The following is a 23781-nucleotide window of genomic DNA, read 5'->3' as shown; positions in this document are numbered from 1 at the left end:
CTTTTATTCAAAAACAAAATCCAATATGGTACGATTATTTTATAAATAATCAAAAGTGTTTACAACATACATGGAGGTATTAAATGGTTACTAATCTATGGGATAACAGCACGGCAACAACAAAGTCTACCGGTATTGAGCAGCTTGTTTATCGTTCAAATCTGTTAGGGTCAGACCGCTCAGTCGCTAACTTTGGCGGAGGCAACACATCTGTGAAAACCACGGAAACCGACTTTAGAGGACGCGAAGTTGAAGTGATGTGGGTGAAGGGCAGCGGCTCAGACCTTGCCACGATGGGAGCACAGCATTTTACCAGCCTCAAACTTGATGACATCTACCCGCTTATGGAGCGCGAAGATATGAGCGATGAAGAAATGGTAGAATACTTGGGGCATTGCATGATGGACAGCAAACAGCCGCGCTCTTCGATTGAAACGTTGCTGCATGCGTTTTTACCTTTTGCACACGTTGACCATACGCATCCTGATTCTATTATCAGCATCTGTTGTGCAGATAATGGCTATGAAATTGCTAAAGAGATATTTGGCGACCGTTTTGTCTGGGTTCCATACGTACGCCCCGGTTTCAAGCTTTCCAAGATGATTGCTGAAGGGGTAAAAGACAACCCGAACGCTGAACTTGTTTTAATGGAAAAACACGGTCTGGTGACGTGGGGGGAGACGTCTCATGAAACGTATGAGCGTACCATCTCGGTGATTCAGGAAGCTTCGAATTACATTGAAAGTAAACAAACTGACCAGCCGTTTGGCGGCTCAAAATATGAAGCGCTTTCACCTGAGAAAAGACGTGAAGTACTTGGACAAATTTTGCCGCTCTTGCGTGGTGAAGTGAGTGACGAGAAAAAAATGATTCTGACGGTAAATGATGACGATCATGTTCTAAACTTTGTCAACAGTCAGGATGCCCGCGAACTGTCACAAGTAGGGGCGGCCTGCCCGGATCATTTGGTGCACACGAAACGCACGCCTTTATTTATTGACTGGGATCCGCAAACTGAAGACGTAGAAGCTTTGAAACAAAAAATCAGCGAGGAAGTCCCTGCTTACAAAGAAGAATACAAACAATATTTTGAACGAAACAACAATGAAGACGATGAAATGTTTGAGCCTGCTCCGCGCGTGATTTTAATTCCCGGGCTTGGCATGGTAAATACCGGAAAAAATATTAAAATGGCCAACGTAAGCGGCGACCTTTATTACCGGGCGATTGCGGTTATGAAAGGGAGTACTGCGCTAGGAAACTTTGTATCTCTCAATGAAAATGAATCATACAACATTGAATATTGGCCGCTCGAACTCTATAAACTTTCCCTGGCTCCGCCTGAAGCTGAACTTTCCCGTGAAGTAGCGTTGGTAACCGGCGGCGCCGGCGGCATTGGCGGTGAAGCCGGCAGAGATATGCTTGAAAAAGGAGCTCATGTCGTCCTCGCAGATTTAAACGTGGAAGGCGCTGAAGCCAAGGCAGCATCATTAAATGAAGAATTCGGGGCAGGCCGGGCGACAGCTGTCGGCATGAATGTAACCTCTGAAGAGCAGGTGAAAGAGGCTTATGTAGACGCTGCCCTGCGCTATGGTGGTGTTGATATTATTGTAAACAACGCTGGTCTTGCCACTTCAAGTCCGCTTGAAGAAACCACCTTAAAAGAATGGCAGACGAATATGGACGTGCTTGGAACCGGTTACTTTCTCGTGGCCAGAGAAGCTTTCAAACAGATGAAAGAGCAAAATCTGGGCGGCAGCATGATTTTCGTCGGCTCGAAAAATTCAGTCTATGCTGGGAAAAATGCTTCAGCTTATAGTTCAGCAAAAGCGCTGGAAACCCATTTAGCGCGCTGTGTTGCAGCTGAAGGCGGCGAATACGGCATACGTGTTAATGCCGTACTTCCAGATGCGGTCCTGCAAGGTTCGCAGATTTGGAATTCCGAGTGGCGCAATGAACGCGCGGCAGCGTACGGTATCGACCCGGATGAGCTCGAAGAACATTACCGCCAGCGCACCACCTTAAAAGTGAATGTCTTGCCAAAAGACATAGCCGAAGCGATCTCCTTTTTCGCCTCAGAGCGTTCAGCCAAAACCACAGGCTGCATGCTGACAGTAGATGGCGGAGTACCAGCGGCGTTTACACGATAACGAAGGAGGCCATCGAGATGACGACAAAATACAAAGGAGAAACGCAGTGGATTATTCCTGATGGTTATATCCCCCCGAAAAGCCGGGGGAAGCTGACCAGTCATGAAGCCATCTGTGCTTTAAACCTAACCGATAAGAAAGCAACATTAACGATTACGGCATATTTTGAAGACCGTGACCCTCTAACGAATATTCAAGTTGATGTAGGAGGGAAACGCACCAATCACATCCAAACAAATACGCTCAAAAATGAAAACGGCAGCATTCCTGCCGGGGTCCCATATGCTCTGGAAGTGGAAAGCGACGTGCCGATATTTGTTCAATACAGCAGACTTGACGCCACCCAGCCGGAGCTCGCTCTCATGAGCACGATGGCCGTGTCTCCTGCGGCTAAATAGATGAAAGGAGAGACATATATGACTGATAAACATTACGCCTTATTTGAAGAACAGCAAAAAGACAGAGGGATTGACCTGGAAGCTGTAAAACAACAGCTTAAAGCATTAACTATTGAAACACCATCCTGGGGATTTGGCGACTCAGGGACCCGCTTTAAAGTGTTTGAGCAGGAAGGCGTGCCGAGAGATCCATTTGAAAAAATTGAAGATGCTGCCAAAGTCCATGAAATGACAGGCATCAGCGGTTCGGTCGCCATTCACATTCCTTGGGATAAAGTCGACGATTACGGCCAATTAAAACAACATGCCGCAGACCACGGCGTCCGGATTGGCGCGGTTAACCCGAATCTCTTTCAAGATGATGATTATAAGTTTGGCAGCGTAACAAACGTCGATCCGGCCGTACGCAAAAAAGCGACCGAGCATTTGCTGGAGTGCGTCGATATTGCCAGGGAAGTGGATTCAAAGGTTCTTAGCCTATGGTTTGCCGATGGAACCAACTACCCGGGGCAGGCGGACTTTAGAAAGCGCAAGCAATGGATGCGGGAATGCTTGGCCGAAATGTACAACGCATTAGATGAGGATATGCGGATGCTGATTGAGTACAAGTTTTTTGAGCCAGCTTTTTATCACACCGACCTGGCCGACTGGGGCATGGCTTACAATTTAGCTAACAAACTCGGGCCAAAAGCTGAAGTCTTAGTAGATACCGGGCATCATCCGCAAGCGGCAAACATTGAACATATCGTCGCTTATTTATTAGATGAACGGCGCCTGGGCGGCTTCCATTTTAATAGCCGCAAATACGCAGACGATGATTTGATTGTGGCCGCTCACAACCCGTATGAAATCTATTTAATTTTGCAGCAAATTGTGGCAGCCAAATACGACTCAGATTCCGGCGTCGCGCTGAATGCAGAAAACATCTCTTATATGTTGGACCAATGCCACAATATTGAACCGAAAATACCAGCAATGATCCGTTCGATTACAAATGTACAAAGCTTGTACGCAAAGTCGTTGTTGGTAAATCATGAAGTGTTGCAGAAAGCGCAAGAAGAAAACGACGTGCTGGCCGCAGAAGAAGCGATTCGCGAAGGTTACGAATTTGATGTTACGCCTCTTCTCCACGTGGTCCGGGAAGAAATGGGCGTGCCGGTACAGCCTCTAAAGGCCTATAAAGAAAGCGGTTACGGAGAAGAGATCCTAAAACGCGGAAAAGGCGGTGCCAGCTGGTGAGTGTCTTAGCGTTTGATATTGGGGCAGGCAGCGGACGTGCTGTAATAGGCGATACCTCTGATAATAAAATGGCTATAAAAGAAGTCCATCGTTTTTCCAATGATCCGGTCCAAGCAAACGGTCATTTGCATTGGGATATTCTGCGGCTTTTCTTTGAAATCAAAGAAGGGATCCGCAAAGCTCATCACGGCGGTCATCAGATTGAAGCGGTCTCCATTGATACGTGGGCGGTGGATTTCGGGTTGTTAAGTAAAAATGGTGAACTCTTGGGCAACCCATATCATTACAGAGACCATCACACGGACGGAGTTATGGAACACGTGCATGAGAGCATCATCAGCCGCGAAGATATTTTCTACCGTACCGGCATTCAGTTTCTGCCATTTAACACGATCTATCAGCTGCGGGCGTTAAAAGAAGCCGATTCGATTTTGCTGCAAGAAGCAGACACCCTGCTTTTAATCCCCGATCTCATCCGGTATTTTTTAACCGGGAACAAAGTAAGTGAATTCACGAATGCCACCACCACCCAACTCTTTAATCCGAAAACAATGACTTGGGATGAGGAATTATTGAATAAAATTGGCGTCTCCATAGACCTGTTCCCTGAAGTCGTGCAGCCAGGCACAAAGGTAGGAACGCTGACGGATGAAATATGTGAAGAGCTCGATGTGCCGCCGCTGCCAGTAATGACAACAGGTGAACATGATACGGCTTCTGCCGTGGCCGGCGTGCCGGCGCTTGACCCTCAGTTTGCTTATTTAAGCTGCGGCACCTGGTCGTTAATTGGTACTGAAACGAAAGAAGCGGTCATTAATGAAGCAACGCTTGCGCAAAACTTTACCAACGAAGGCGGCGTGGAAAACACCTTTCGTTTGTTAAAAAACATTATGGGCCTCTGGATTTTGGAAGAGTGCCGAAGTGAGTGGAAAACGGAAGAAGACGTTAGCCACAACATATTACTGGCTGAAGCTGCACAGGCAGAAGCTTTTCGGTCGCTAATCGACCCAGACGATCGGGTATTTTTGAATCCAGTTTCGATGCTGGAGCAAATTAAAGAATTTTGTCAAGAGACGGGGCAGCCTGTACCCCGAACCAAAGGAGAATTTGTGCGCTGTATTTTGGAAAGCTTAGCGCTTAAATACCGCTTCGTCTTCGAGCGGACGGAAGAATTAGCGCAGCACGAAATGCACGGCCTTCATATGGTCGGAGGCGGCATCAAAAATGAAATGCTGTGCCAATTTACCGCAAATGCTTTAGGAAAGCCGGTATGGGCAGGCCCGACTGAAGGAAGCGCACTTGGCAATTTGTCAGTTTCCTTGATGGGGATGGGGAAAATTGAAAGTCTATCGGAAGCGAGGCTGCGCATTTTAAAATCGACCGACATGAAGTATTATTTTCCGGAAGATGAAAAGAGCTGGCAAAAAGCATATGAATGGTTTTGCTACGATGCACCATTTGCCTTATTAAGCACCACCCCAAAATAGTTTCCCCCTTACACTTTTATATAAAGGAGCCGCGATCGCTAAGGTCGCGGCTCGATTTATGCTGAGTATACATCGAGGAGACATTTGTATTCCAATGTAGTTCTAGAGTAATTTGTAAAATTAAGGGTAATGTAAACACCCTATCAATAATAGATTTTTTATCCTATAATGGCAAAAAAATAATGCAAAGGGGATGCACAATGAAGGACTTAACAATGTATATAACTTGCATTTTCTTATTATTAGGGTGTTCTCCAGCTTCACCAGAAAGTGAGCCTGATGTATCAGGTGAAGTTTTGGAAATTGATGTTGAAGAATCTAAGTTCTTGGTTGAAGGGCATGGCCCATTAGTCGGGCAGGGAGAGGAGACTTTTCAAGTATGGTTCTCAGTTGGAAATTATAGTGAGCAAAATCCTAAGTATAATCTTATGTATGATGAAGATGGAAATGAGATTAATATTGAAAAACTGAGAGAGGGTTATAACGTAAATGTTTGGGCACAAAATGGAATTACATTAGATTCAGCCCCGCCACAATCGATCGTGGAACATTTGAGAGTTCTTAATAAAAACTAGAGCTGCTAAAGAACTTTAAGGTTTAATTAAAGAGAAGGCTGTATCCGAAGAGAATAAGCACAAACAGTGTTGCGTTTAGTTAGTCAATAAATGTCGGCAAAAAAGTCATGAATGAGGCTGATTTTTTCTCGGGATTTGTCGACTTGGACAGCTGCTTGGGTTCGTGGGGGGTTCTGCTTGGCGGCTGAAAAAAAGCTTGGTAATGTAAGCAGCCATAAGCTCAGGTTCCAACGAACCCATCGCTTCTCTCAGGATCCGGGCGGTGGGGCCCCGTCCCCATCCACCGGATCCCGGATTTACGCTGTAGCGGTGCATTCCCCGGCGCACATTTGATAGAACTAACCGAACGGCAAGATCAGAATAGGTAACTACATTTTACAACCGTTTTATAATCAATAAATAAAACCACCAGCTGTGCTGTTTGAGCGGCATGGCTGGTGGTTTTTTACACCGTAAGAATGTATAAATCGTTGCAGGAAACGGTATATGCGCAACTAAGGCCAAGCCTACGCCGTAGGCTTGGCCTTACCAAGTTTACTGTATGGATCGCTCATGAAAGGTCCTATAAAAAACGTCACTATTATCCATATTTATTTTTATTCAGATGCAAGTTTGAAATTGTTCACCTGTTTTTTAAATAGTGCAGCTGCTTCTGGGTCAAGCTTATGATCGGTGATGATGGTATCAATACGATTTAAAGGCAGTAAATGAACGAGGGATTTTCGCTGAAATTTACTGTTATCGGCCAGGAGTATCAATCGATCGGAGATTTGGCTCATGCGCTTTTTAGTATTCGTTTGCATTTCGTGGCTCTCACTTAAGCCCCAGCTTGTATCTACTGCGCTGCAGGAAAGAAAAAACTTATTGATATGATAGTCATCAATGATCTTATCGGAAGAAAAACCGACGAGAGACATCGACTCTCTGCGCAAATAGCCGCCCGTTAAAATCACTTGAATGTGTGGTGATTTATTGGCCAGCTCAGCAGTGACAGAAATTGAATTTGTAATGACTGTAAGAGTTTCATGAGTTAAAGCTTTAGCTAAATGGGTACAGGTGGTGCTTGCGTCAAGCGCAATGATGTCACCTTCTTCAATCATGGCCGCCGCTTCTTGAGCAATCATTTCTTTCTCTTTAAAGTTCTTTTCTTCCCGTTCCATCATCGGTAATTCAAAACCTTCTTGTTGCGGTTTCATAGCCCCGCCATGAACGCGTATTAACAAGTTGTTTTGTTCCAATGTTTCAAGGTCTCGTCGAATTGTTTCATCTGTTACGTTAAACTGTTTGCTTAATTCAGTGACTTTTACTTTATGTTGTTGATCCAAATATTCCAAAATAGATCGCTGTCGATCATTTCGAATATGAATTGTCGGGCTGTTACCATTACGAAGCATGGGCATCCTCCTGTAGTACAGTTCTTTATAGCTTTATCCTACCGTATTTTTTCATAAACAACAATTAGATTAGTGAAATTGTTGAGATAAATATATTTGAAACAAAGAAAAACATTTTGTTTATTTTTGAATAATTGATTGAAATCAACATATAAATCCAATATAATGTACCTAACACACGATACTTCATGGTCATTTGAAAGCGGATACAACATGCGTTCAATGAATCTATGAAGCTCTTGTACTATTAATTTTTTCAGGGGGTTGTCAGATGAAACGTAAACATTCACTGATTTCGACAACAGTTGGATTGTTGTTTGTCGCCGGGTTAACAGCTTGTGGCGCTGAACAAGATGCAGGGGGAGATCCAGAAGATGTAGACACCGGGGGAGAGACAGAGGAAGCCGAAGGAGAAACAGAAGAGGTAGGAGATGCTGACGCCGACATCCGAATCGGAATGAGTGTGTTGGATTTAGGAAATCCATTTTTTGTTTCCCTAACGGAAGATGTGGAAGCCATTGCTGAAGAAGATGGGTATGAAGTGATTATTAATGACCCGCAGGATGATGTGAATCAACAAATTGACGCGATTCAAAATTTTGTTTCCCAAGGCGTTGACGCAATTATTGTAACTGCTACTGACCAAAACGCCATTGATGATGCAGTGACCGAAGCGACAGAAGCAGACATACCAGTAATTGCCCATACCACCATGCTTGAGAACGCAGATGCATGGGTTGGAGCAGATGAATATGACATGGGCACAGCTCTCGGTGAACAGGCTGGAGACTGGATTAATGAAGTACATGATGGAGCTGGCGAAGTCGGCATTATTAATTTTGATCAAATTGAACAAGTAATTGACCGTAAAGAAGGTATCATTGATGGGATAAAAGAGCAAGCAGATGGTGCTGAAGTAGTAGGGGACCAGCAGGCCGGTGACCCGAACGCAGCTTATGAAGTATCTGAAGGCTTTATCCAGGCTAATCCTGATCTTGTCGGGATTTTCAGCTTTAATGATGCGGGTGCACTTGGAGCGGCAAACGCTGCCGAAGCTGCGGGCTTAGATGATGAGGAGTTCGCCGTGGGTGGAATTGATGCAGTTCCTGAAGCAATTGAAGCGATTCGCGATGGCGGCCATCTCAAATTTACTGTCGATCAGCAGCCTGACTTAACAGCTGAAACATTGATGGATGTTACAAATGCCATCTTAAATGATGAAGATTACGAAGAAGAAAATGAAATCGAAGTGCAGCCCGTTAGTGAAGATAACATTGACGATTTCTAAGTAGAGGGCTTTTTTAAGCCCTCTTTATAGGAGGTGGAACAAGGTGAATCCAATTATTGAAGTTGAAAATGTCTCCAAAATCTATCCAGGTACGAGAGCGCTTGATCAAGTAAATGTAGAGATCTACCCCGGCGAAGTTCATACTATTGCCGGTGAAAACGGAGCAGGGAAATCAACTCTTATGAAAACATTGTCGGGAGCGATCGAACCGAGTGAAGGTCATGTCAAAATTAATGGCGAATTCTTAACCGAGTTTTCCCCTAAAGTATCAGCGGAGAAAAAAATCAGCATTATTTATCAAGAATTTAATCTCGTTCCTTATTTAACTGTCTATGAAAATATCATGCTGGGCAAGGAAATTAAAAAAGGCCCGTTTGTGGATATAAAGCAAAACAAAAAAGCAGCTCAGAGTATTCTTGACCGGATGAAAGTGAACATAAAACCCGAAGATCTCGTAAAAGATTTATCCGTGGCTCAACAGCAGCTCGTGGAAATTGCAAAGGCGTTGTCGCAAGAAACCGATGTGTTGATTATGGATGAACCGACAGCCGCTTTAACAGAAGAAGAAGTGAAAATTTTATTTGAATTGATTGAATCTCTCAAGCAAGAAAATACCGCTATTATTTATATATCTCATAAATTTGAAGAGATTTTTGCGATTTCAGATTATGTAACCGTTTTAAGAGATGGGCAGTACATTGCGACTGAGCCCATTCACGAGTTAGACCATGATAAGTTAATCAAATTGATGGTTGGCCGTGAATTAAAGCTTACGGAAAGAACGTCAAAATACACGGATGAAGTCGTACTATCTCTTAAAAATGTTACGAGCTACGGAAAAGTGAAGAATGTATCACTGGACCTGAGAAAAGGAGAAATTGTCGGTTTGGCGGGACTATTGGGCTCGGGACGCACTGAGCTTGCCAAAACATTGTACGGTGTTTATCCAATCGATGAAGGCGAAGTGGAAATAGTAGGTGAAACCTTCACCGAGATTACTTCGCCGAACAAAGCGATTCAGATCGGCCTCGGACTTGTACCGGAGGATCGTAAATATGAAGGGCTCGTGTTATCACAATCTTGTGAAAACAATATTGTGTTAGCGTCATTGGACAAAATCTGCAAGAATTCTGTCGTGCAGGCTTCCAAAGAAAAAGACGTAGCCAATTATTATAAAGAACAACTGCAAATCAAGTACAACGCCGGGCAAAATGCGCAGGAGCTGAGTGGGGGGAATCAACAGAAATTAGTCATTGCTAAGACGCTTGCTACCGATGCGGACATCTTAGTGATTGACGAACCAACCCGCGGGGTCGACATAGGTGCGAAACAAGAAATCTATAAATTAATGGACGAACTTTTAGAGCGAGGGAAATCGATCTTGATGATTTCTTCGGAGATGACCGAGATTATGAATCTATCTGACCGTATTGCTGTCATGAATGAAGGAGAGCTGGCCGGCATCCTTGAGCGGGATGAAGCCAGTCAGGAGAAAATTCTTCATTATGCAACGTTAAACAAATCCAATGTAGGAGGCGTATCATGAGCAAGAACACTTCTTCACTAACACAAAAACTTCCTTTTAAGATAAACCAAGAAATCATCTTGCTTCTCGTACTGATCGCCCTTATCGCCTTCTTTGCTTTAATGTCTGACAACTTTTTAACGGGTTCCAATTTTATTAATATTATCCGTCAGGCTGCTATGCTAGGGATTATAGCGGCAGGCATGACAATGGTGTTGTTAATCGGCGGCATTGATTTGTCGGTAGCTTCCAACGTGGCATTAACCAGTGTTATAGCCGCCCTTTCCATGGCTGCCGGGATTGATCCGATTTTAGCAGTGCTGATTGGTGTCGCTGTTGGTACCACAGTTGGGATGGTAAATGGTTTAATCGTTACTAAAATCGGAATTCCAGCGTTAATCACAACGCTTGGCATGATGACGATCGTGCGCGGAGCTGCTTTCGTTTCCACAGATGGCTATCCGGTCTTCGACTTTCCGGATACGATGAGATGGATTGGTACCGGCCATGTGCTGCAAATTCCAGTACCAGCCATCATCATGGCGATCGTCTTTATTGTCGTATGGTTTATTCTCTATCGGACCAAGCTAGGACGCCATATTTACGCCTTAGGCGGCAACCAAGAAGCGGCCCATTTGTCCGGGATCAACATTTTTAAAGTGAAGATGTTTGTATATATGACCTCTGGTTTCTGTAGTGGTATTGCTGGAATAATTTTGTTGGGACGCTTAAACTCCGGCCAGCCCAACGCGCTGCAGGCGTTTGAACTAGAAGTTGTAACCGCAGTTGTATTAGGCGGTGTCAGCATCTTTGGTGGCCAGGGTAAACTGCTTGGTGTCTTTCTAGGAGTCCTTATTTTAGGGGTGCTTGCCAACGGTCTTGTCATTCTAAATGTCGGCGAGTTCTATCAAATGGTGATTACAGGTCTCGTACTTTTAATTGCTGTCGGGATGGACCGGATTTACAATAAGAAGAAAGATTAATGGGTCCAATTCAATTCATTTAAGAAGTAAGGGAAATGCAAGGGCTGGATCAGCTCTTGCTTTTGTTTAAAGAGAGAAAGGATGAAATTTCTGCCATAGAACAATGTTCTGTGGTATTTTTTTATTTCGTGCTTGGAAAATTATTAGCTTAGAGTTTAGAAACGTCCAAATATATGGCGAAACGTAACAGAAATTTGTCGAAGTGTAACAAAGTTTTGTCGAAACGTCCAAATTGAAGCTCATTTCGTCCATTTTTTCGAAAAAACGTCCAAATTGCCTCCCATGCCCCCTCCTTAGAACTATAAATTCGACATCGAAGGTTTGTGCTCCGTGTTCGCTCAACACCATCATATCGACATTAATGTTTTGCGACCAGCGCGTTAAACTCCTCTGCAAAGACGTGCGTATCATTTTGAAGGGCAAGGCGTTCGATTTTACTTACATTATCATCATAAGCCGCGCCGCTGATGACCATTGTTTGTTTATGAAAGCAGGCTAAGCGGAGGATTCCATCATCGTTTTACTTCACGGAGGTAATGCCAGCATGTTACGCTCCTAGCGACAAGCCGTTTTGCACAATATGAAACTTGGTTAAGGGAGCAAGGTATGAATAGGAAGTTTAATAGTGTTGTTATTGTTATATTGCTGTTGTTGTTAGGTACTGCATTTATTGGAACGGATGACCTGGCTGGATTTTTGTTTACGGCTGTTGTCCTACTGGCTGCCGCTGTTACGGTGATCTTGCTGCGCCAATTTGTTGTCAAACAGAAAGTGAAGCGTGCTGATATTACAACGATTGATCAGATGAGTCATGATCAATTTGTGCAGCACTTAGAATTGGTTTATATAAAAGAAGGATACCGCGTGACCCGGCCCAAAGAAAAAGAGGATTTCGGGGCTGATTTAATTTTGTATGAACGCGGCCATAAAATCGTCGTGTTAGCTGAAAAAGCCGAAGAAGAAGTGGACTTGCGTCCGCTGCAGGAAGTGTATGCAGCCAAGGCGTATTACGAAGCAGAAGAAGCCTGCGTCATCACAAATCAAGGCTTCACAACAGCTGCAAATAAATTAAGTCAAGCGACCGAGGTTGAATTGGTCGACCGCGAGCAATTGATCGAATGGTTAGCAGAAGTTCATTTAGCCTAAGGAGCTGTTCCAACATTGGAGCAGCTTCTATTTATGTAGAACAGCCTGTTTTCCGGTGGCTAAACTTTGCTTCTTTTTTCTTATCTTGGTCTGGTAAACTGTAGATAGATGGAAATAACGGGGTGAAACAGATGAAGCGCGAGGATGAGCTGTTTTTAACGAAGCGGATTGCGGAGTTATTAAACCGTGAAACTCATATGGAGTCCATGCTACAAAAAGTATTGGAAGCGATGCTAGAATTAACGGATTTACAAACAGGCTGGATGTTTCTTCTCGGTGAAAACAAAGCCTATACATTAGCGGCTCATGCTCGTTTGCCTGAAGCGCTGGCCTATGATCATTGCTATCATATGTGCGAAGGAGGATGTCGCTGTCTTGACTTGTGCGGGGAAGGGCGCTTAAAGAAAGCCATAAATATCATTGAGTGCCAGCGGATTGATGAAGCGATTCAACAGGGACGCGGGGATACAGAAGGAATCATTTATCATGCCTCCGTGCCTTTAAAAACAGGGGATCATTTATTTGGGCTGTTAAATGTGGCCTCGCCGCATAAACGCAAATTTTCCAAAGATGAGCTTCACTTGTTAGAAGCGATGGCACTGCAGATCGGCACTGCTTATGAACGGATCCGTTTGGCTGAGCGCGAGAGAGCGATGGAGATTATGGAAGAGCGGAACCGGCTCGCACGTGATTTGCATGATTCGGTCAATCAACACTTATTTTCCATTATGTACACGGCAAATGGAACAAAAGGTCTGACAGCCGAAGATAAGGTAAAGGCGCAGTTAGACCGTATCCACGAACTCTCCCGAGAGGCGCTTACGGAAATGAAAGCGCTAATCTGGCAGTTGCGTACGGAACATATAAGCGAAGGCCTGGAAGCACGGTTCAACTGGTATGCCCATAAACTGGAGCTTAGAGTGAGCTGTGCTATTACGAAAGAGCCACTTGGTGAATCAGTAGAAGCTGTGCTATGGAAAATTGCCCAGGAAGCGATGAATAATATAAAAAAACATGCCAGCTCCACTCAGACTACGATCATCGTTGAGAAAAAAGAGAAGAACATCATCTTAGAGGTTATTGATAATGGCACAGGCTTCTCCGTCGAAGAAGTTGACCAAACCGGGTTTGGTCTTACCAGTATGAAAGAAAGAGCCCGCCTGCTTGATGGAAGCTTTGCTATCGTAAGCGCACCTGGTGTTGGTACCCAAGTGAAAGTGACTGTTCCAGTGAAAGGAGAAGAATAAGGTTGGATGTGATTACCCTCATGGTTGTAGATGACCATCATATCGTTCGAAAAGGGTTGGTCTTTTATTTTGAACATGAAGAGCAGTATGATGTCAAAGCTGAAGCTAGTAATGGAAAAGAAGCGTTAACATTATTAGAATCGTATCAAGTGGACGTAATCTTGCTTGATTTATCAATGCCTGAGTTGGACGGGGTGGAAACGACCAAACACATTAAAGCGCGTAATGCGGACCAGAAGATTCTCGTGCTCACCAGCTTTGAAGACCAGGACCATGTTATTGCTGCAATTCAAGCTGGAGCTGATGGCTATTGTTTAAAAGATACGGAGCCGGATGATTTACTGGAGGCGATTCGGCAAGTAGCGCACGGACATAAAAACATTGATCCAAAAGTGGCTCCGCACTTACTTCAGCACGTTCATCAGGAAAAGAGCGAGGAGACGCTCAGGCTGCAGTCGCTGACGAAGCGAGAACGCGAGGTGTTGCGCGAAATTACAAAAGGAAACAATAATGGGGAAATTGCGCTTGCTCTCCACATTACTGAAAAGACCGTGAAAACCCATATTACCAACCTCTTCTCCAAGCTTGATGTATGCGACCGCACCCAGGCAGCCCTTCTAGCTGTAAAGCATAAACTTTAGCCAGGCTCAGTTCTTTCATTCGATAATCCCAGTTGTTCTCATGAGAGAGCAACTTTTTTTAATGGATGAGGAAACAGTAAGCTAAGACTGAGGTCTTACGTTTTTTCTGCATAATTGTGTAGAGATAGTTCGTCTTCTTGCTGGAGGCGTAGCAGGCCGCTTCTTCCTATACTAACCGTAAGAAACATCAAAGCATAAGTGAAACAAACGGTAGAATGAAAGGAGCGGTTTCCTATGTACATTCATTTCTTCCTATTTACAATTCTAGTTACGAAGCGTGAATACGAGGCTGAAGATATCGTGAAAGCGTATCAAAACCAGCAAGCAGAACATGCATATGAACAGGCAAAAGAATCAATTTGGAAAGCGTATCCACCTTTTTAAATTTAAGATATGCTTAAAGAAAGGTCCAGAGTGGAAGGGGGTTTGCAAGGTGAATCGGTATTTTTATTGGTTTGTGTTCTCTAGAAGTACGCTTGTTTTAGGAAATATTATGTATGTGATGGTGTTTACGTTTGTTATTTTCGAACAGTCCGGATCTGCTGTTTATGCAGCCTTATTTCCTTTCATACGTACGATGGGTAACGTGATGGCCAGCTTTTTTTCACCATATCTTGTGGCGGTGACGAGCTTGCGCAAGGTAATGTGCACAGTTCCTTTGGTCAAAGCGGGGCTGTTAACCTTCTTTTTATTTACGTTTGAAATGAGTGGCACGTGGATTGGTGTGCTATTGCTGTTTACAGCTGGGGCGTCGTTACTTGAAGGGGTTATACAACCTTTGTATCAAGCGACCACCCCCATGTTAGTGAAGGAAAAAGAACTTGTTCAGGCTAACAGTGTGATGTCGTTTAGCTTCCAAACCTTACAAGTTGCAGGTTATACAGTAACAGGGGTTCTTGTGGCAGCTATGGGTTCATTCTTTACTTTTATCATTTGTTTAGGACTGCTCTGGTTGGGATGGCTGAGCTTGCTGATGGTTTTACCGGGGCTTTTTGATATAAGTAATACGCTGAACGAACAGGCCAAAGAAAAATGGGGCTCCGTCAAAGCGGGCTGGAGCTTGGTGTGGAAAAACAAAACGGTACGCTGGGTAACATTTATGGATGTCACTGAAAGCGCGGCTGGTGCCGTATGGGTAGGAGCTGTCACCCTCATATTTGTAACGGAAGCGCTTAACGTTTCCACGGATTGGTGGGGGTATATTAATTCAAGTTATTATAGTGGTGCTATTCTGGGCGGGCTGCTGGCATTTTTCTTGGCACGTGTGATTCGAGAACATTTATTTGTTTCGATGGCTGTCGGTTCTTTTCTGTACGGTTTGGTCGTTGTGGTGTATGGTTTTACTACGGAGCCATTATTCGCCCTTGCCCTCGTCTTATTGATCGGGCCCCTCTATCAAATACGAGACATAGCTCAGCGCACGTTGTTGCAAAAAAGCGTGAAGGTCGAAGATATATCGCAGGTGTACGCCGCACACTCTGTGCTATTATCGGCAGCTGTCGGCTTCTCTGTTCTAGTCGTAGGAGCCATTGCTGAAATTCTCGGGATTCGTGTTGTTTACGTAGCCAGCGGCGTGATTGTAACAGCGATGTCAGCTTTAGCATTAACTGTGCTTCGGTTCAACTTGCGGAAAGAAACGAATGATGTACGAATGAGAGATGACGTGATGCAAGAACGAGAAAGGAGCCATTTATGAGAATAGTGAAAGTGGTAGGATATGATGAAAACTGGCCGATCCAATTTGAGCAAGAGAAAAAGCAGCTGCAGGCGGTGCTCGGGGCAAATGTCATAGAAGTTTATCATATTGGCAGTACAGCCGTACCAGGTATGAAGGCTAAACCTATTATCGATATGATGGGCGTGGTGTTTGATATACAACAAATCGATTTACATACTGAAAAAATGAACAGGTTAGGTTATGAAGCCTTCGGGGAGCACGGAATTACGGGCAGGCGCTATTTCCAAAAAGGAGGAGAAGCCCGCAGCCACCATGCTCACATTTACGAAAGCGGCCACCCTGCGATTAAACGCCATCTTCACTTTATCAATTATTTAAAGGAACATCCTGAGGCGAGAGAAGAATATGAACGACTTAAACTGCAATTGGCTGAAAAGTATTCGACCGAGCCTCGGGCTTATAACGAGGGGAAAGCAAGGTGGATCCAAGGGATTGACCGTATCGGTGAAGACTGATTTTAGGGTACACGCCTAACCTATCTGCGGGTTTAGGAAGAAGAGCTGTTATCTGAGTTATTACTGCTTCTTGCTGCTTTCATAAAATAAGCCACAGGTAAAAGCAGTCCCAGGCCTGATTGAATGATAGAGAAAAAGCGGGCGCTCCCAACAGGCACTAAGTCGCCGTATCCGATTGAAAGCATAGTTACACCGCTAAAATAAAGAAAATTTAAAAAGGTTTCGTCCGCTTCTTCACCTAGCGGGTCGTTGATACGCAGGACCGTTTCGTAATACGAGATAAAATAATAAAGAAACGTAAAGGCTATTGTTAGCATGGTAATGATGATAAACAGTTTAAAAAAAAGCGCAAAGCTGAATTGGCTTTCTTTGTATGATTTATTAGTAAAAAAATAAATGATATTTGCGATAATAAATAATAGAGTAATGCCTACTAAAATGGCTGGTATCATCGTATTCCTCCTTGTCTTTATCAGTGTTTCCCATCTCTGTTTAGCTGAAACCTGTTTCATTTCTTCACGAGGCAGAAGAGGAGATCATCACCACCCTGTCGAAAGGCGGGTAGTGGTAAAAGCGAAAAACGTCTATAAATAAACAAAGCTATGTGAACGAATGCATTTCCCACATCAGCTGACTTTTATCAGGATCCTAAAAAGAATGGTCTTTTGCGGCTAGTTAAAACCCCCTACCCTGATTACTCCTCAATAGCCTGGGCGTAGAGTAGATAGAGAAGAAACAGGGAAAGAGGGGGGTACGAGTTATGAGTGGAAAGACGGGGGATGACTATATGCAGGCAACCGATGTGTTGATTGTAGGCGCCGGTCCGACCGGCCTGACTCTAGCAAATGAACTGAAGCGGCAAGGTATAGATGCGCTTGTGATTGAAAAAAAGCCTAGCCTTTCGTCAACGAGCAAAGCCCTCGGCATGATGGCTCGTTCCCTCGAGCTTTTTCAAAAGCTGGGCATTTCTGCTGAATTAATAACTACAGGTCTTAAGGCCAAAGGAGCTCATGCTTATAGTGAAGGGAAAAAACTTGCTCATATAACGTTTGGGGACGAACTAGAGACACCTTTTCCATATGTGTTAATGATCCCACAGCAAGATACAGAGCGTGTCTTATATCATCACTTTCAGCAACAAGCTGGCAAAGTTTGTTGGGAACATACATTACTTGCCCTTCAACAGCATGAGGGTCACGTCGATGCTGTTATCCAAAATGCAGAGGGACAAGAAGAAACATGGCAGGTTAAGTGGCTGATCGCTTGCGACGGTGCCCACAGCACGGTGAGAAAGCAGATGGACATATCGTTTGCTGGGACAGCTTTTAAGCAGACCTTTGCGTTGGCAGATGTGAAGCTGCAAGGAGAGGTCCCTCAAGATGAAATTATGGCGCATGTGAATCGAGGAAACGTTATCGCTTTTTTCCCGATGCCTACTAAAGAGCATCGCATTATGATGTCCCGGGAAGGTTTGAAGGAAGAGGGAGATGTAAGTGAAACAGAGCTTCAGCAAATGATAGAGGAGATAGGTATTCAAGCAAGACTGGCGGCAGCTCCGAGCTGGACGTCTCGTTTTCATGTGCATCAGCGGAAAGTAGACAAAAGTGTCCACCAGCGCGTGATATTAGCTGGAGATGCGGCCCATATCCATTCTCCACTCGGAGCCCAGGGGATGAACACAGGCATTCAAGATGCGTTTAACCTGGGCTGGAAGCTTAGCCTTGTGGTAAAGGGGGATGCAGAGACTGGATTACTCGATAGCTACGAAGCGGAGCGTCAGCCCATTTGGGAAGAGCTGTTGTCACTGACTGAGCGTGCAACGCAAATGGTGTTAACACGGCGCTCGGCTCTTGTTGGCTTACGTCGCGTGGCAGGGCCGATCCTCGCTAAAAATTCTCGGGTGCGCACGCGGGCGCTACGTACACTAGCGCAAATTGGGATTCATTATCCGAACAGTCCGATACATACACAGCAAACTAAACATAGCAACTCTCCAGCTTCCGGCGCACGCGCACCTGACGCCAAATTATACACTCACACGGGCGAGAAGATCCCCTTGTTTGAGCAACTGCGAGACCCCCGCCATACGTTAATCGTGTATACGAAGGATGAGGAAAGGATCGGGAAGGTCACAGAACGGCTTCGGGACTACCAGGATACCTTTTACCTTTTGCCTGTTCTGGCAGCCAATAAAGTTGGTGAAACGAATGCAGCTCTGTATGATATAGAAGAGGATTTTGCCCGTTCCTATCAAGTGAAGGGGGAAGCGCTGTTTGTAGTGAGGCCGGATGGCTATTTATCAGTACGGGAAGATTCACTTCACCCTGTTTACTTGCTTGACTATTTCCGAGGAATATACAATACGTGAGTTTGTGAACGAAAAGTGGTAACTAGGGTTAAAGACTAGCGAAGAGAGGAATGTGCCGATGGAAAAACGCTTGCAGCACCTATTTCATTTTTTAAAAGTGATTGATCGTTTCAAAACGGTGGAACGACAAACCATCAATTCTATAGATGGCCGGCACGAAAACGATGCTGAACATACATGGCATATGTGCATGTATGCGTTTATTTTGCGTGATGAAGTAGAAGAAGAACTAGATATGGAGCGCGTATTTTATTTAATTTTAACGCATGATCTTGTGGAAATTCTCGCCGGCGACACACTTGCTTATAACGAAGAAGCAAAGAAAGGACAAAAAGAACGGGAGGAAAAAGCGGCGAAAGAGTTATTTGCCAACTTGCCAGCAGACTTAGAAGCCGAGTTTCATGCATGCTTCGAAGAATTTGAAAAGAACGAAACTCCCGAAGCGCAATTTGTAAAAGCCCTCGACCGGATGCAGGCGTATGCCCAAAATGTATTCAGCGGCGGCTGGGTCTGGAAGCATCATCAGGTGGCCAAAGAAGACATTCGCGCGCGCAGTGCAGCGTGGAATGAAAACAACCAAGCTTTTCAAACTATATTTCAGATGTTATGGAACGAGGCCGAAGAAAAGAGTTTGTTTTATAACGATGAGAAAAAAAGTACGTAAGAAGGGATGATCACCGCGTCGTCATGTCGCTTTCGTTCATCGGTGCTAAAGTGCCAGGAATAGTTGGTACTGACCCAGGCTGCATCTCAAAAACATGCCCAAACTATTTTGATGTAATTAAACAAGCAGGTATGCAAGTTCAATTCACGTAAAGGCCTATCTAAGAGAAGCCAGTTCACCTAAGAAGAGTGGACTGGCTTTTTTGATATGAAGACTCCTGTCATCAAAAAATGAATAAAGCTAGAGATTGACTTAAGTTTTGACTAAAAAAAGGCCATACTACATAAAAGAAATGAAGAACGTTCTAGCAAAAGGACTACGACGAAACATTACTTCAGTAGATAGAAACGAGTGTTTGGTGAATGTTGCAAAAATGGCTTCCAGGACTTCAACCTATAGTACGTCAAAACAAGCACGGCATGAAACAAGACATTAACGCAGGTTTGATCGTAGCCATTATGCTCGTCCCCCAGGGCATGGCTTATGCTCAGCTTGCAGGAATGCCTGCCGTGACTGGGCTTTATGCAGCCACATTTCCTTTACTGGTTTACGCTATATTTGGAACATCACGGCAATTGTCAGTCGGTCCTGTAGCTATGATTGCTTTACTTACCTTTAGCGGTGTCTCCCCGCTGGCAGAAACGGGGTCAGCAACATATATCCAACTAGTATGGCTGCTTGCATTAATGATCGCTGTGCTGCAAGTGTTAATGGGCATATTAAAAATGGGGATCATCACTCGCTTTATATCGGATGCGGTTATCAGTGGTTTCACCTCTGCGGCTGCGGTGTTGATCGCTCTAAGTCAATCCAAACATCTCTTAGGCATTTCCGTGGAAACGGGCGATACAATTTATAAACTAGCAAACGGTGTGATAGAAAATGTCGAGGAGACGCATATTCCGACCCTCATCCTTGGTCTTTCGTTGATTGTCGTGCTGTTTTTAAGTAAAAAAATCCCAAAGCTTCCGGGCCAGCTAGCTGTTGTCGTTATCGGGATCATCGTTGTGGCGACAATGGATTTGGAGGGAGAGGGAGTAGCGATTGTAGGTGCCGTGCCAGAAGGCCTTCCACCATTGAGCATGCCGCCCGTGGAAGCGGAACTCCTTTGGCAGTTGCTGCCGACAGCTCTTACCATTGCAGTGATCGGCTATGCTGAATCATTTGCGATGGGAAAAATCCTTGCGATGCGTGGAGATTATCGAATTGCACCGAACCATGAATTAAAAGGGCTGGGGCTTGCGAATGGGGCTGCAGCTTTTACGTCAGGCATGCCGGTTACAGGCGCTTTTTCACGTTCAGCCGTCAATTATGAGGCTGGGGCGAAGACGAACCTTGCCTCGATTGTGACCGCACTATTGATTATGTTAACGCTGCTATTTTTTATGCCGTTATTTTACCACTTGCCGCAAGCAGCTTTAGCTGCAATTATTATCGCAGCCGTCTTTAAGTTAATTGATATTAAAAAAGTGTTGCATTTATGGAACGTGAAACGAAGCGATGCGGCTACATTGCTGTTAACTTTTGTGGCTACACTTAGCTTTGGGATTAAACTTGGATTAGTGGCAGGAATTATATTTTCGCTGGCCCTTTATATTTGGCAAAGTGCTTATCCTCATATAACGGAACTTCACTATATTAAAACAGACAATAAGAAAAACAACCATACTGGGCTTGGTGAAGGGGTTGAAGATTCCCACGTATTAATTTATCGAATTGAAGCTTCTTTATATTTTGCGAATTTAACCAGTATAGAAGAACAAATCAATAAAACGTTACAAAAAGAGCCTAATACAAAATGGCTTGTGTTCGATTTTAGCAGTGTGAACGGGATGGACGGGGTCGCAGCTGATACGCTGATGGAATGGATGGAAGAGTGGAATGACCAAGGGTTGCGAGCGATAATCGTGAGTGCAAAAAAACCTGTACGTGAGGTAATGAACCGAGCTGGATTTTATGACACCTTCAGAGCTGAAGTGACGTGGCATGATGTAGAAGAAGCGGTGGAGTGGATTGAAGCTCAACCTGTTAAAGTGATTGAGCCTGATAATGATAAGTAAAAAGGGCGGAGAAAAGGGAATGAGCGTACCTATGAAAAGAGAGAAGTTTCCCGCTAAAGTTCGTTCTTATTAAAAAAACGTCCAACTTTAACGGGAAACCGTCCGAGAAATTTGTCGAAGTGTCCAAGAATCTTGTCGAAACGTCCAAATTACCGCGACTTTAGACACCATTCCTAGCGGTCGCTCACACGTAAACGATTAGTCACAAGCCCTATGCCAGGGCCAAAGAATCATATGTTCCCCGGCCTCCTGCTTGACCTCCTGCAACCACGGAGCTTCTGCTTGAGCTCGCGCTTGTAGAACCGGAGCCGTCGTGCCCGCTTTGGTGAAGCTTTGGTTCACGAGCCACCACTTTGTCGATAGACCTGCTCGTTTTAAGTCTGCAGCTAACCGTTTGCTTTCAAATACAGGTGTTGGTTCCGGCAGGGTGACTAGCAGCACCGACGTTTCCTTTGAATTACGCAGCCGTGGTAGCAGCTGATTCACCGCCTCCGGCACGTTTCCTGTCGCCCGGGCGCTTTCCACATGATACGCTTTTGCAGCATCAAGCAGCAGCAGCGTATGGCCGGTTGGGGCGGTATCGATGATGACGAATTCGTCCTCCGCTTTCTGAACCACCTCACTAAAGGCGTGGAAGACAGCAATTTCTTCAGTGCATGGTGAAGCCAAATCTTCTTTTATATAAGCTAATCCATTTTCATCTAACGTCTCACTAACTTGTGCCAACACTTTTTCTTTATAATTTTCGGTTTCCACTTTCGGATCAATTGCTTCAACCGTCAATTGCTCGAGGCCGCTAGAGGTTGTTTCTTTAATATGAGCAGCTGGGTCCGTCGTGGTCAAATGCACCTTGTGGCCTCGTTCTGCAATTTTTTTAGCTATTTGTTCAGCCGCGGTAGTTTTGCCGACGCCTCCTTTCCCCATGGTTAGCACAACTTGCTGTTTAGTTGCGATAACCTCCTCTACATAAGCGTCAATGGCCTGGTGCAAAACCGCCTCAACAGGGGCGTCCTGTTCGTGGCCAAAGAGCTTAGCAGGTTCAAAAAACGTGAGCAGTGCTTGCGCTGAATCAATGTTTTGATATTTTAGATCAATTGCGCTGGCAGGGAGAGAGCGAAGTTTGGTTGGCATCTTCTGCAACGATTCCTGCTGAGTATCGTAAAAGTCTTGAGCCACTTGATCCAGCTCATTCTGCTGAGCGGGCTGGTAGATTCCATTAACGATCAATTGCTGATTGTTTATACCTAACCCATTTAGTTCTTCAGCTGAGCGGGCCGCTTCTTGTAAGGTCGATTCTTCAGGGCGAGCAACAAGATAGATCGTCGTCTCTTCAGGATTGGATAAGCGCACAACTGCTTGTTCATATAGCTCAGCTTTTCCTTTTAGCCCTGATAATGGCCCGAGACAAGAGGTGCCAGTTGTATTTTCTTCCAAAAACTCAGACCAGGCGGCGGGAAGCTGCAACAAACGCAGGGTATGACCGGTAGGAGCGGTATCAAAAATGACATAATCATACGGGCTGCGAGCAGATGGGCTTGCGATCCATTCTGCAAATTGGTCAAACGCCGCTACTTCTACCGTACAAGCTCCTGACAACTGTTCTTCCATCTGCTCAACAGCAGACGTTGGCAGCACACCGCGGTAAGGTCCGATTATTTTTTCTCTGTAAGACTCTGCAGCTTCTTCTGGATTCAAATTGATGGCCCAGAGGGTATCAAATCCAGGTACAGCCTGGAGAGAAGGACTAAGTGCCACCTTGAAAATGTCTTGTAAATTCGACGCGGGGTCGGTACTAATCAGTAACACCTTATAGCCTTCTTCGGCCAACACAGCAGCTGTGGCACTGGCTGTCGAGGTTTTGCCTACGCCTCCTTTGCCAGTGAAAAAGAGATGTTTCGTTAATGGTTCGTTCTGAAGCGGATGAAACGGTTCATGCATGTGGTATTCCCTCATTTCTTTCTTACCGAACCAGCCTAATTAATTGAAATATCAATAGAGCTCGTCGGCTTTGCTTTTAAATCAGCCTCTGCTAACCCTGTCCATTCAGCTAATTGGGCCCGGCTTGGGTATTGATTTTGCAGGACAATTTTGTCATTAACTACTGTGATAGGAAGAACCTCAGCGCCTTTCGTGTTTAAGGCCTGTTGAACCGCTTCATTCTCTACGAATGCTGCTGGGTCATTACCTAAATTATAACGTGTAACGGCAAATCCTTTCGTCTCTAAAAGATGCATATCCGCAGCGATGCGGGTGAGTTCTGGGTCTACATCCGGGCCACACACGCCGGTGGGGCAGCACATAGCGGGATCAAATACTTGAATGGTGATCGACATCATACGTCCTCCTTGTTTATGGTGCATGTATGCACGAAAAATGTAATTGACATATAATCATATAATTATATAATAGGTTATAGCTTTCTA

General features: G+C 44.7%; 21 protein-coding genes. 17 read left to right on the top strand and 4 right to left on the bottom strand.

Annotation, left to right across the window (positions count from 1 at the left end; genetic code table 11):
* Positions 1–83 precede the first annotated feature (83 nt).
* The 5 genes from D469_RS0116570 to D469_RS0116550 all read left to right on the top strand — a co-directional run bounded on the left by D469_RS0116570 (position 84) and on the right by D469_RS0116550 (position 5849).
* Positions 84–2150: a bifunctional rhamnulose-1-phosphate aldolase/short-chain dehydrogenase gene (locus tag D469_RS0116570; protein ID WP_018924508.1), complete on the top strand. Its 2067-nt coding sequence runs from the start codon at positions 84–86 to the stop codon at positions 2148–2150.
* A gap of 17 nt (positions 2151–2167) precedes the next feature.
* Positions 2168–2548 carry a sensory rhodopsin transducer gene (locus D469_RS0116565; protein WP_018924507.1) on the top strand — a complete coding sequence of 127 codons (381 nt, stop codon included), beginning with the start codon at positions 2168–2170 and terminating at the stop codon, positions 2546–2548.
* A gap of 18 nt (positions 2549–2566) precedes the next feature.
* Entirely contained in the window at positions 2567–3787 is a 1221-nt protein-coding gene (gene rhaI / locus D469_RS0116560) for an L-rhamnose isomerase (RefSeq protein WP_018924506.1), read from the top strand.
* Positions 3784–5274: a rhamnulokinase gene (locus D469_RS0116555; RefSeq protein WP_018924505.1), complete on the top strand. Its 1491-nt coding sequence runs from the start codon at positions 3784–3786 to the stop codon at positions 5272–5274. Before rhaI ends, D469_RS0116555 begins: the two co-directional genes overlap by 4 nt.
* A 200-nt stretch (positions 5275–5474) precedes the next feature.
* Complete coding sequence (locus D469_RS0116550; RefSeq protein ID WP_018924504.1) at positions 5475–5849, top strand: hypothetical protein; 375 nt, start codon at positions 5475–5477, stop codon at positions 5847–5849.
* A 596-nt stretch (positions 5850–6445) separates the two neighbouring features.
* Here D469_RS0116550 and D469_RS20680 read toward each other — a convergent pair.
* A complete protein-coding gene (locus D469_RS20680; protein WP_018924503.1) occupies positions 6446–7243 on the bottom strand; it encodes a DeoR/GlpR family DNA-binding transcription regulator in 798 nt (265 codons plus the stop codon).
* A gap of 271 nt (positions 7244–7514) precedes the next feature.
* Between D469_RS20680 and D469_RS0116540 the strand changes: the two genes are divergently transcribed.
* The 9 genes from D469_RS0116540 to D469_RS0116490 all read left to right on the top strand — a co-directional run bounded on the left by D469_RS0116540 (position 7515) and on the right by D469_RS0116490 (position 16266).
* Positions 7515–8531, top strand: coding sequence for a sugar ABC transporter substrate-binding protein (locus D469_RS0116540; RefSeq protein ID WP_018924502.1), 1017 nt, complete (start codon positions 7515–7517; stop codon positions 8529–8531).
* A 43-nt stretch (positions 8532–8574) separates the two neighbouring features.
* Positions 8575–10077 (top strand): sugar ABC transporter ATP-binding protein, encoded by a 1503-nt coding sequence (locus D469_RS0116535; RefSeq protein WP_018924501.1) that lies wholly within the window; start codon positions 8575–8577, stop codon positions 10075–10077.
* Positions 10074–11039, top strand: a complete 966-nt coding sequence (locus tag D469_RS0116530; protein ID WP_018924500.1) for an ABC transporter permease — start codon at positions 10074–10076, stop codon at positions 11037–11039. The genes D469_RS0116535 and D469_RS0116530 overlap by 4 nt, the downstream gene beginning before the upstream one ends.
* 606 nt (positions 11040–11645) lie before the next feature.
* Positions 11646–12185, top strand: a complete 540-nt coding sequence (locus D469_RS20675) for a restriction endonuclease (RefSeq protein ID WP_018924498.1) — start codon at positions 11646–11648, stop codon at positions 12183–12185.
* A gap of 131 nt (positions 12186–12316) precedes the next feature.
* Entirely contained in the window at positions 12317–13432 is a 1116-nt protein-coding gene (locus D469_RS0116515; RefSeq protein WP_018924497.1) for a GAF domain-containing sensor histidine kinase, read from the top strand.
* Positions 13433–13434: 2 nt separating this feature from the next.
* Positions 13435–14073, top strand: a complete 639-nt coding sequence (locus D469_RS0116510; RefSeq protein WP_018924496.1) for a response regulator — start codon at positions 13435–13437, stop codon at positions 14071–14073.
* Positions 14074–14307: 234 nt separating this feature from the next.
* Positions 14308–14457 (top strand): YrzI family small protein, encoded by a 150-nt coding sequence (locus tag D469_RS21815; protein ID WP_018924494.1) that lies wholly within the window; start codon positions 14308–14310, stop codon positions 14455–14457.
* Positions 14458–14506: 49 nt separating this feature from the next.
* Positions 14507–15769, top strand: a complete 1263-nt coding sequence (locus tag D469_RS20670; protein WP_018924493.1) for an MFS transporter — start codon at positions 14507–14509, stop codon at positions 15767–15769.
* Positions 15766–16266 (top strand): GrpB family protein, encoded by a 501-nt coding sequence (locus tag D469_RS0116490; protein WP_018924492.1) that lies wholly within the window; start codon positions 15766–15768, stop codon positions 16264–16266. Before D469_RS20670 ends, D469_RS0116490 begins: the two co-directional genes overlap by 4 nt.
* 32 nt (positions 16267–16298) lie before the next feature.
* Here the strand turns inward: D469_RS0116490 and D469_RS0116485 are convergent, their stop codons facing one another.
* The gene (locus D469_RS0116485; RefSeq protein ID WP_018924491.1) at positions 16299–16718 is read right to left on the bottom strand and encodes an ion channel; all 420 of its coding nucleotides are present in this window, start codon (positions 16716–16718) and stop codon (positions 16299–16301) included.
* Between the two features lie 308 nt (positions 16719–17026).
* On the opposite strand from D469_RS0116485, the gene D469_RS0116480 reads away from it, so the two are divergent.
* From D469_RS0116480 to D469_RS20660, 3 genes are all read left to right on the top strand, one after another.
* Positions 17027–18634 carry an FAD-dependent oxidoreductase gene (locus tag D469_RS0116480; protein WP_018924490.1) on the top strand — a complete coding sequence of 536 codons (1608 nt, stop codon included), beginning with the start codon at positions 17027–17029 and terminating at the stop codon, positions 18632–18634.
* A 58-nt stretch (positions 18635–18692) separates the two neighbouring features.
* Positions 18693–19298, top strand: coding sequence for an HD domain-containing protein (locus tag D469_RS20665; RefSeq protein WP_018924489.1), 606 nt, complete (start codon positions 18693–18695; stop codon positions 19296–19298).
* A gap of 362 nt (positions 19299–19660) precedes the next feature.
* Complete coding sequence (locus D469_RS20660) at positions 19661–21358, top strand: SulP family inorganic anion transporter (RefSeq protein ID WP_018924488.1); 1698 nt, start codon at positions 19661–19663, stop codon at positions 21356–21358.
* Positions 21359–21556: 198 nt separating this feature from the next.
* Here D469_RS20660 and arsA read toward each other — a convergent pair whose 3' ends face one another.
* Complete coding sequence (arsA, locus tag D469_RS0116465) at positions 21557–23296, bottom strand: arsenical pump-driving ATPase (RefSeq protein WP_018924487.1); 1740 nt, start codon at positions 23294–23296, stop codon at positions 21557–21559.
* Positions 23297–23331: 35 nt separating this feature from the next.
* On the bottom strand, positions 23332–23694 hold the full coding sequence (gene arsD, locus D469_RS0116460; protein WP_240473353.1) for an arsenite efflux transporter metallochaperone ArsD: 363 nt from the start codon (positions 23692–23694) through the stop codon (positions 23332–23334).
* Positions 23695–23781: the final 87 nt, after the last annotated feature.

Source organism: Salsuginibacillus kocurii DSM 18087 (assembly GCF_000377705.1).
Classification (GTDB): Bacteria; Bacillota; Bacilli; order Bacillales; family Marinococcaceae; genus Salsuginibacillus; species Salsuginibacillus kocurii.
The sequence above is the reverse complement of the archived record's forward strand: the minus strand, read 5'-3'. Positions and strand labels throughout refer to the sequence as shown.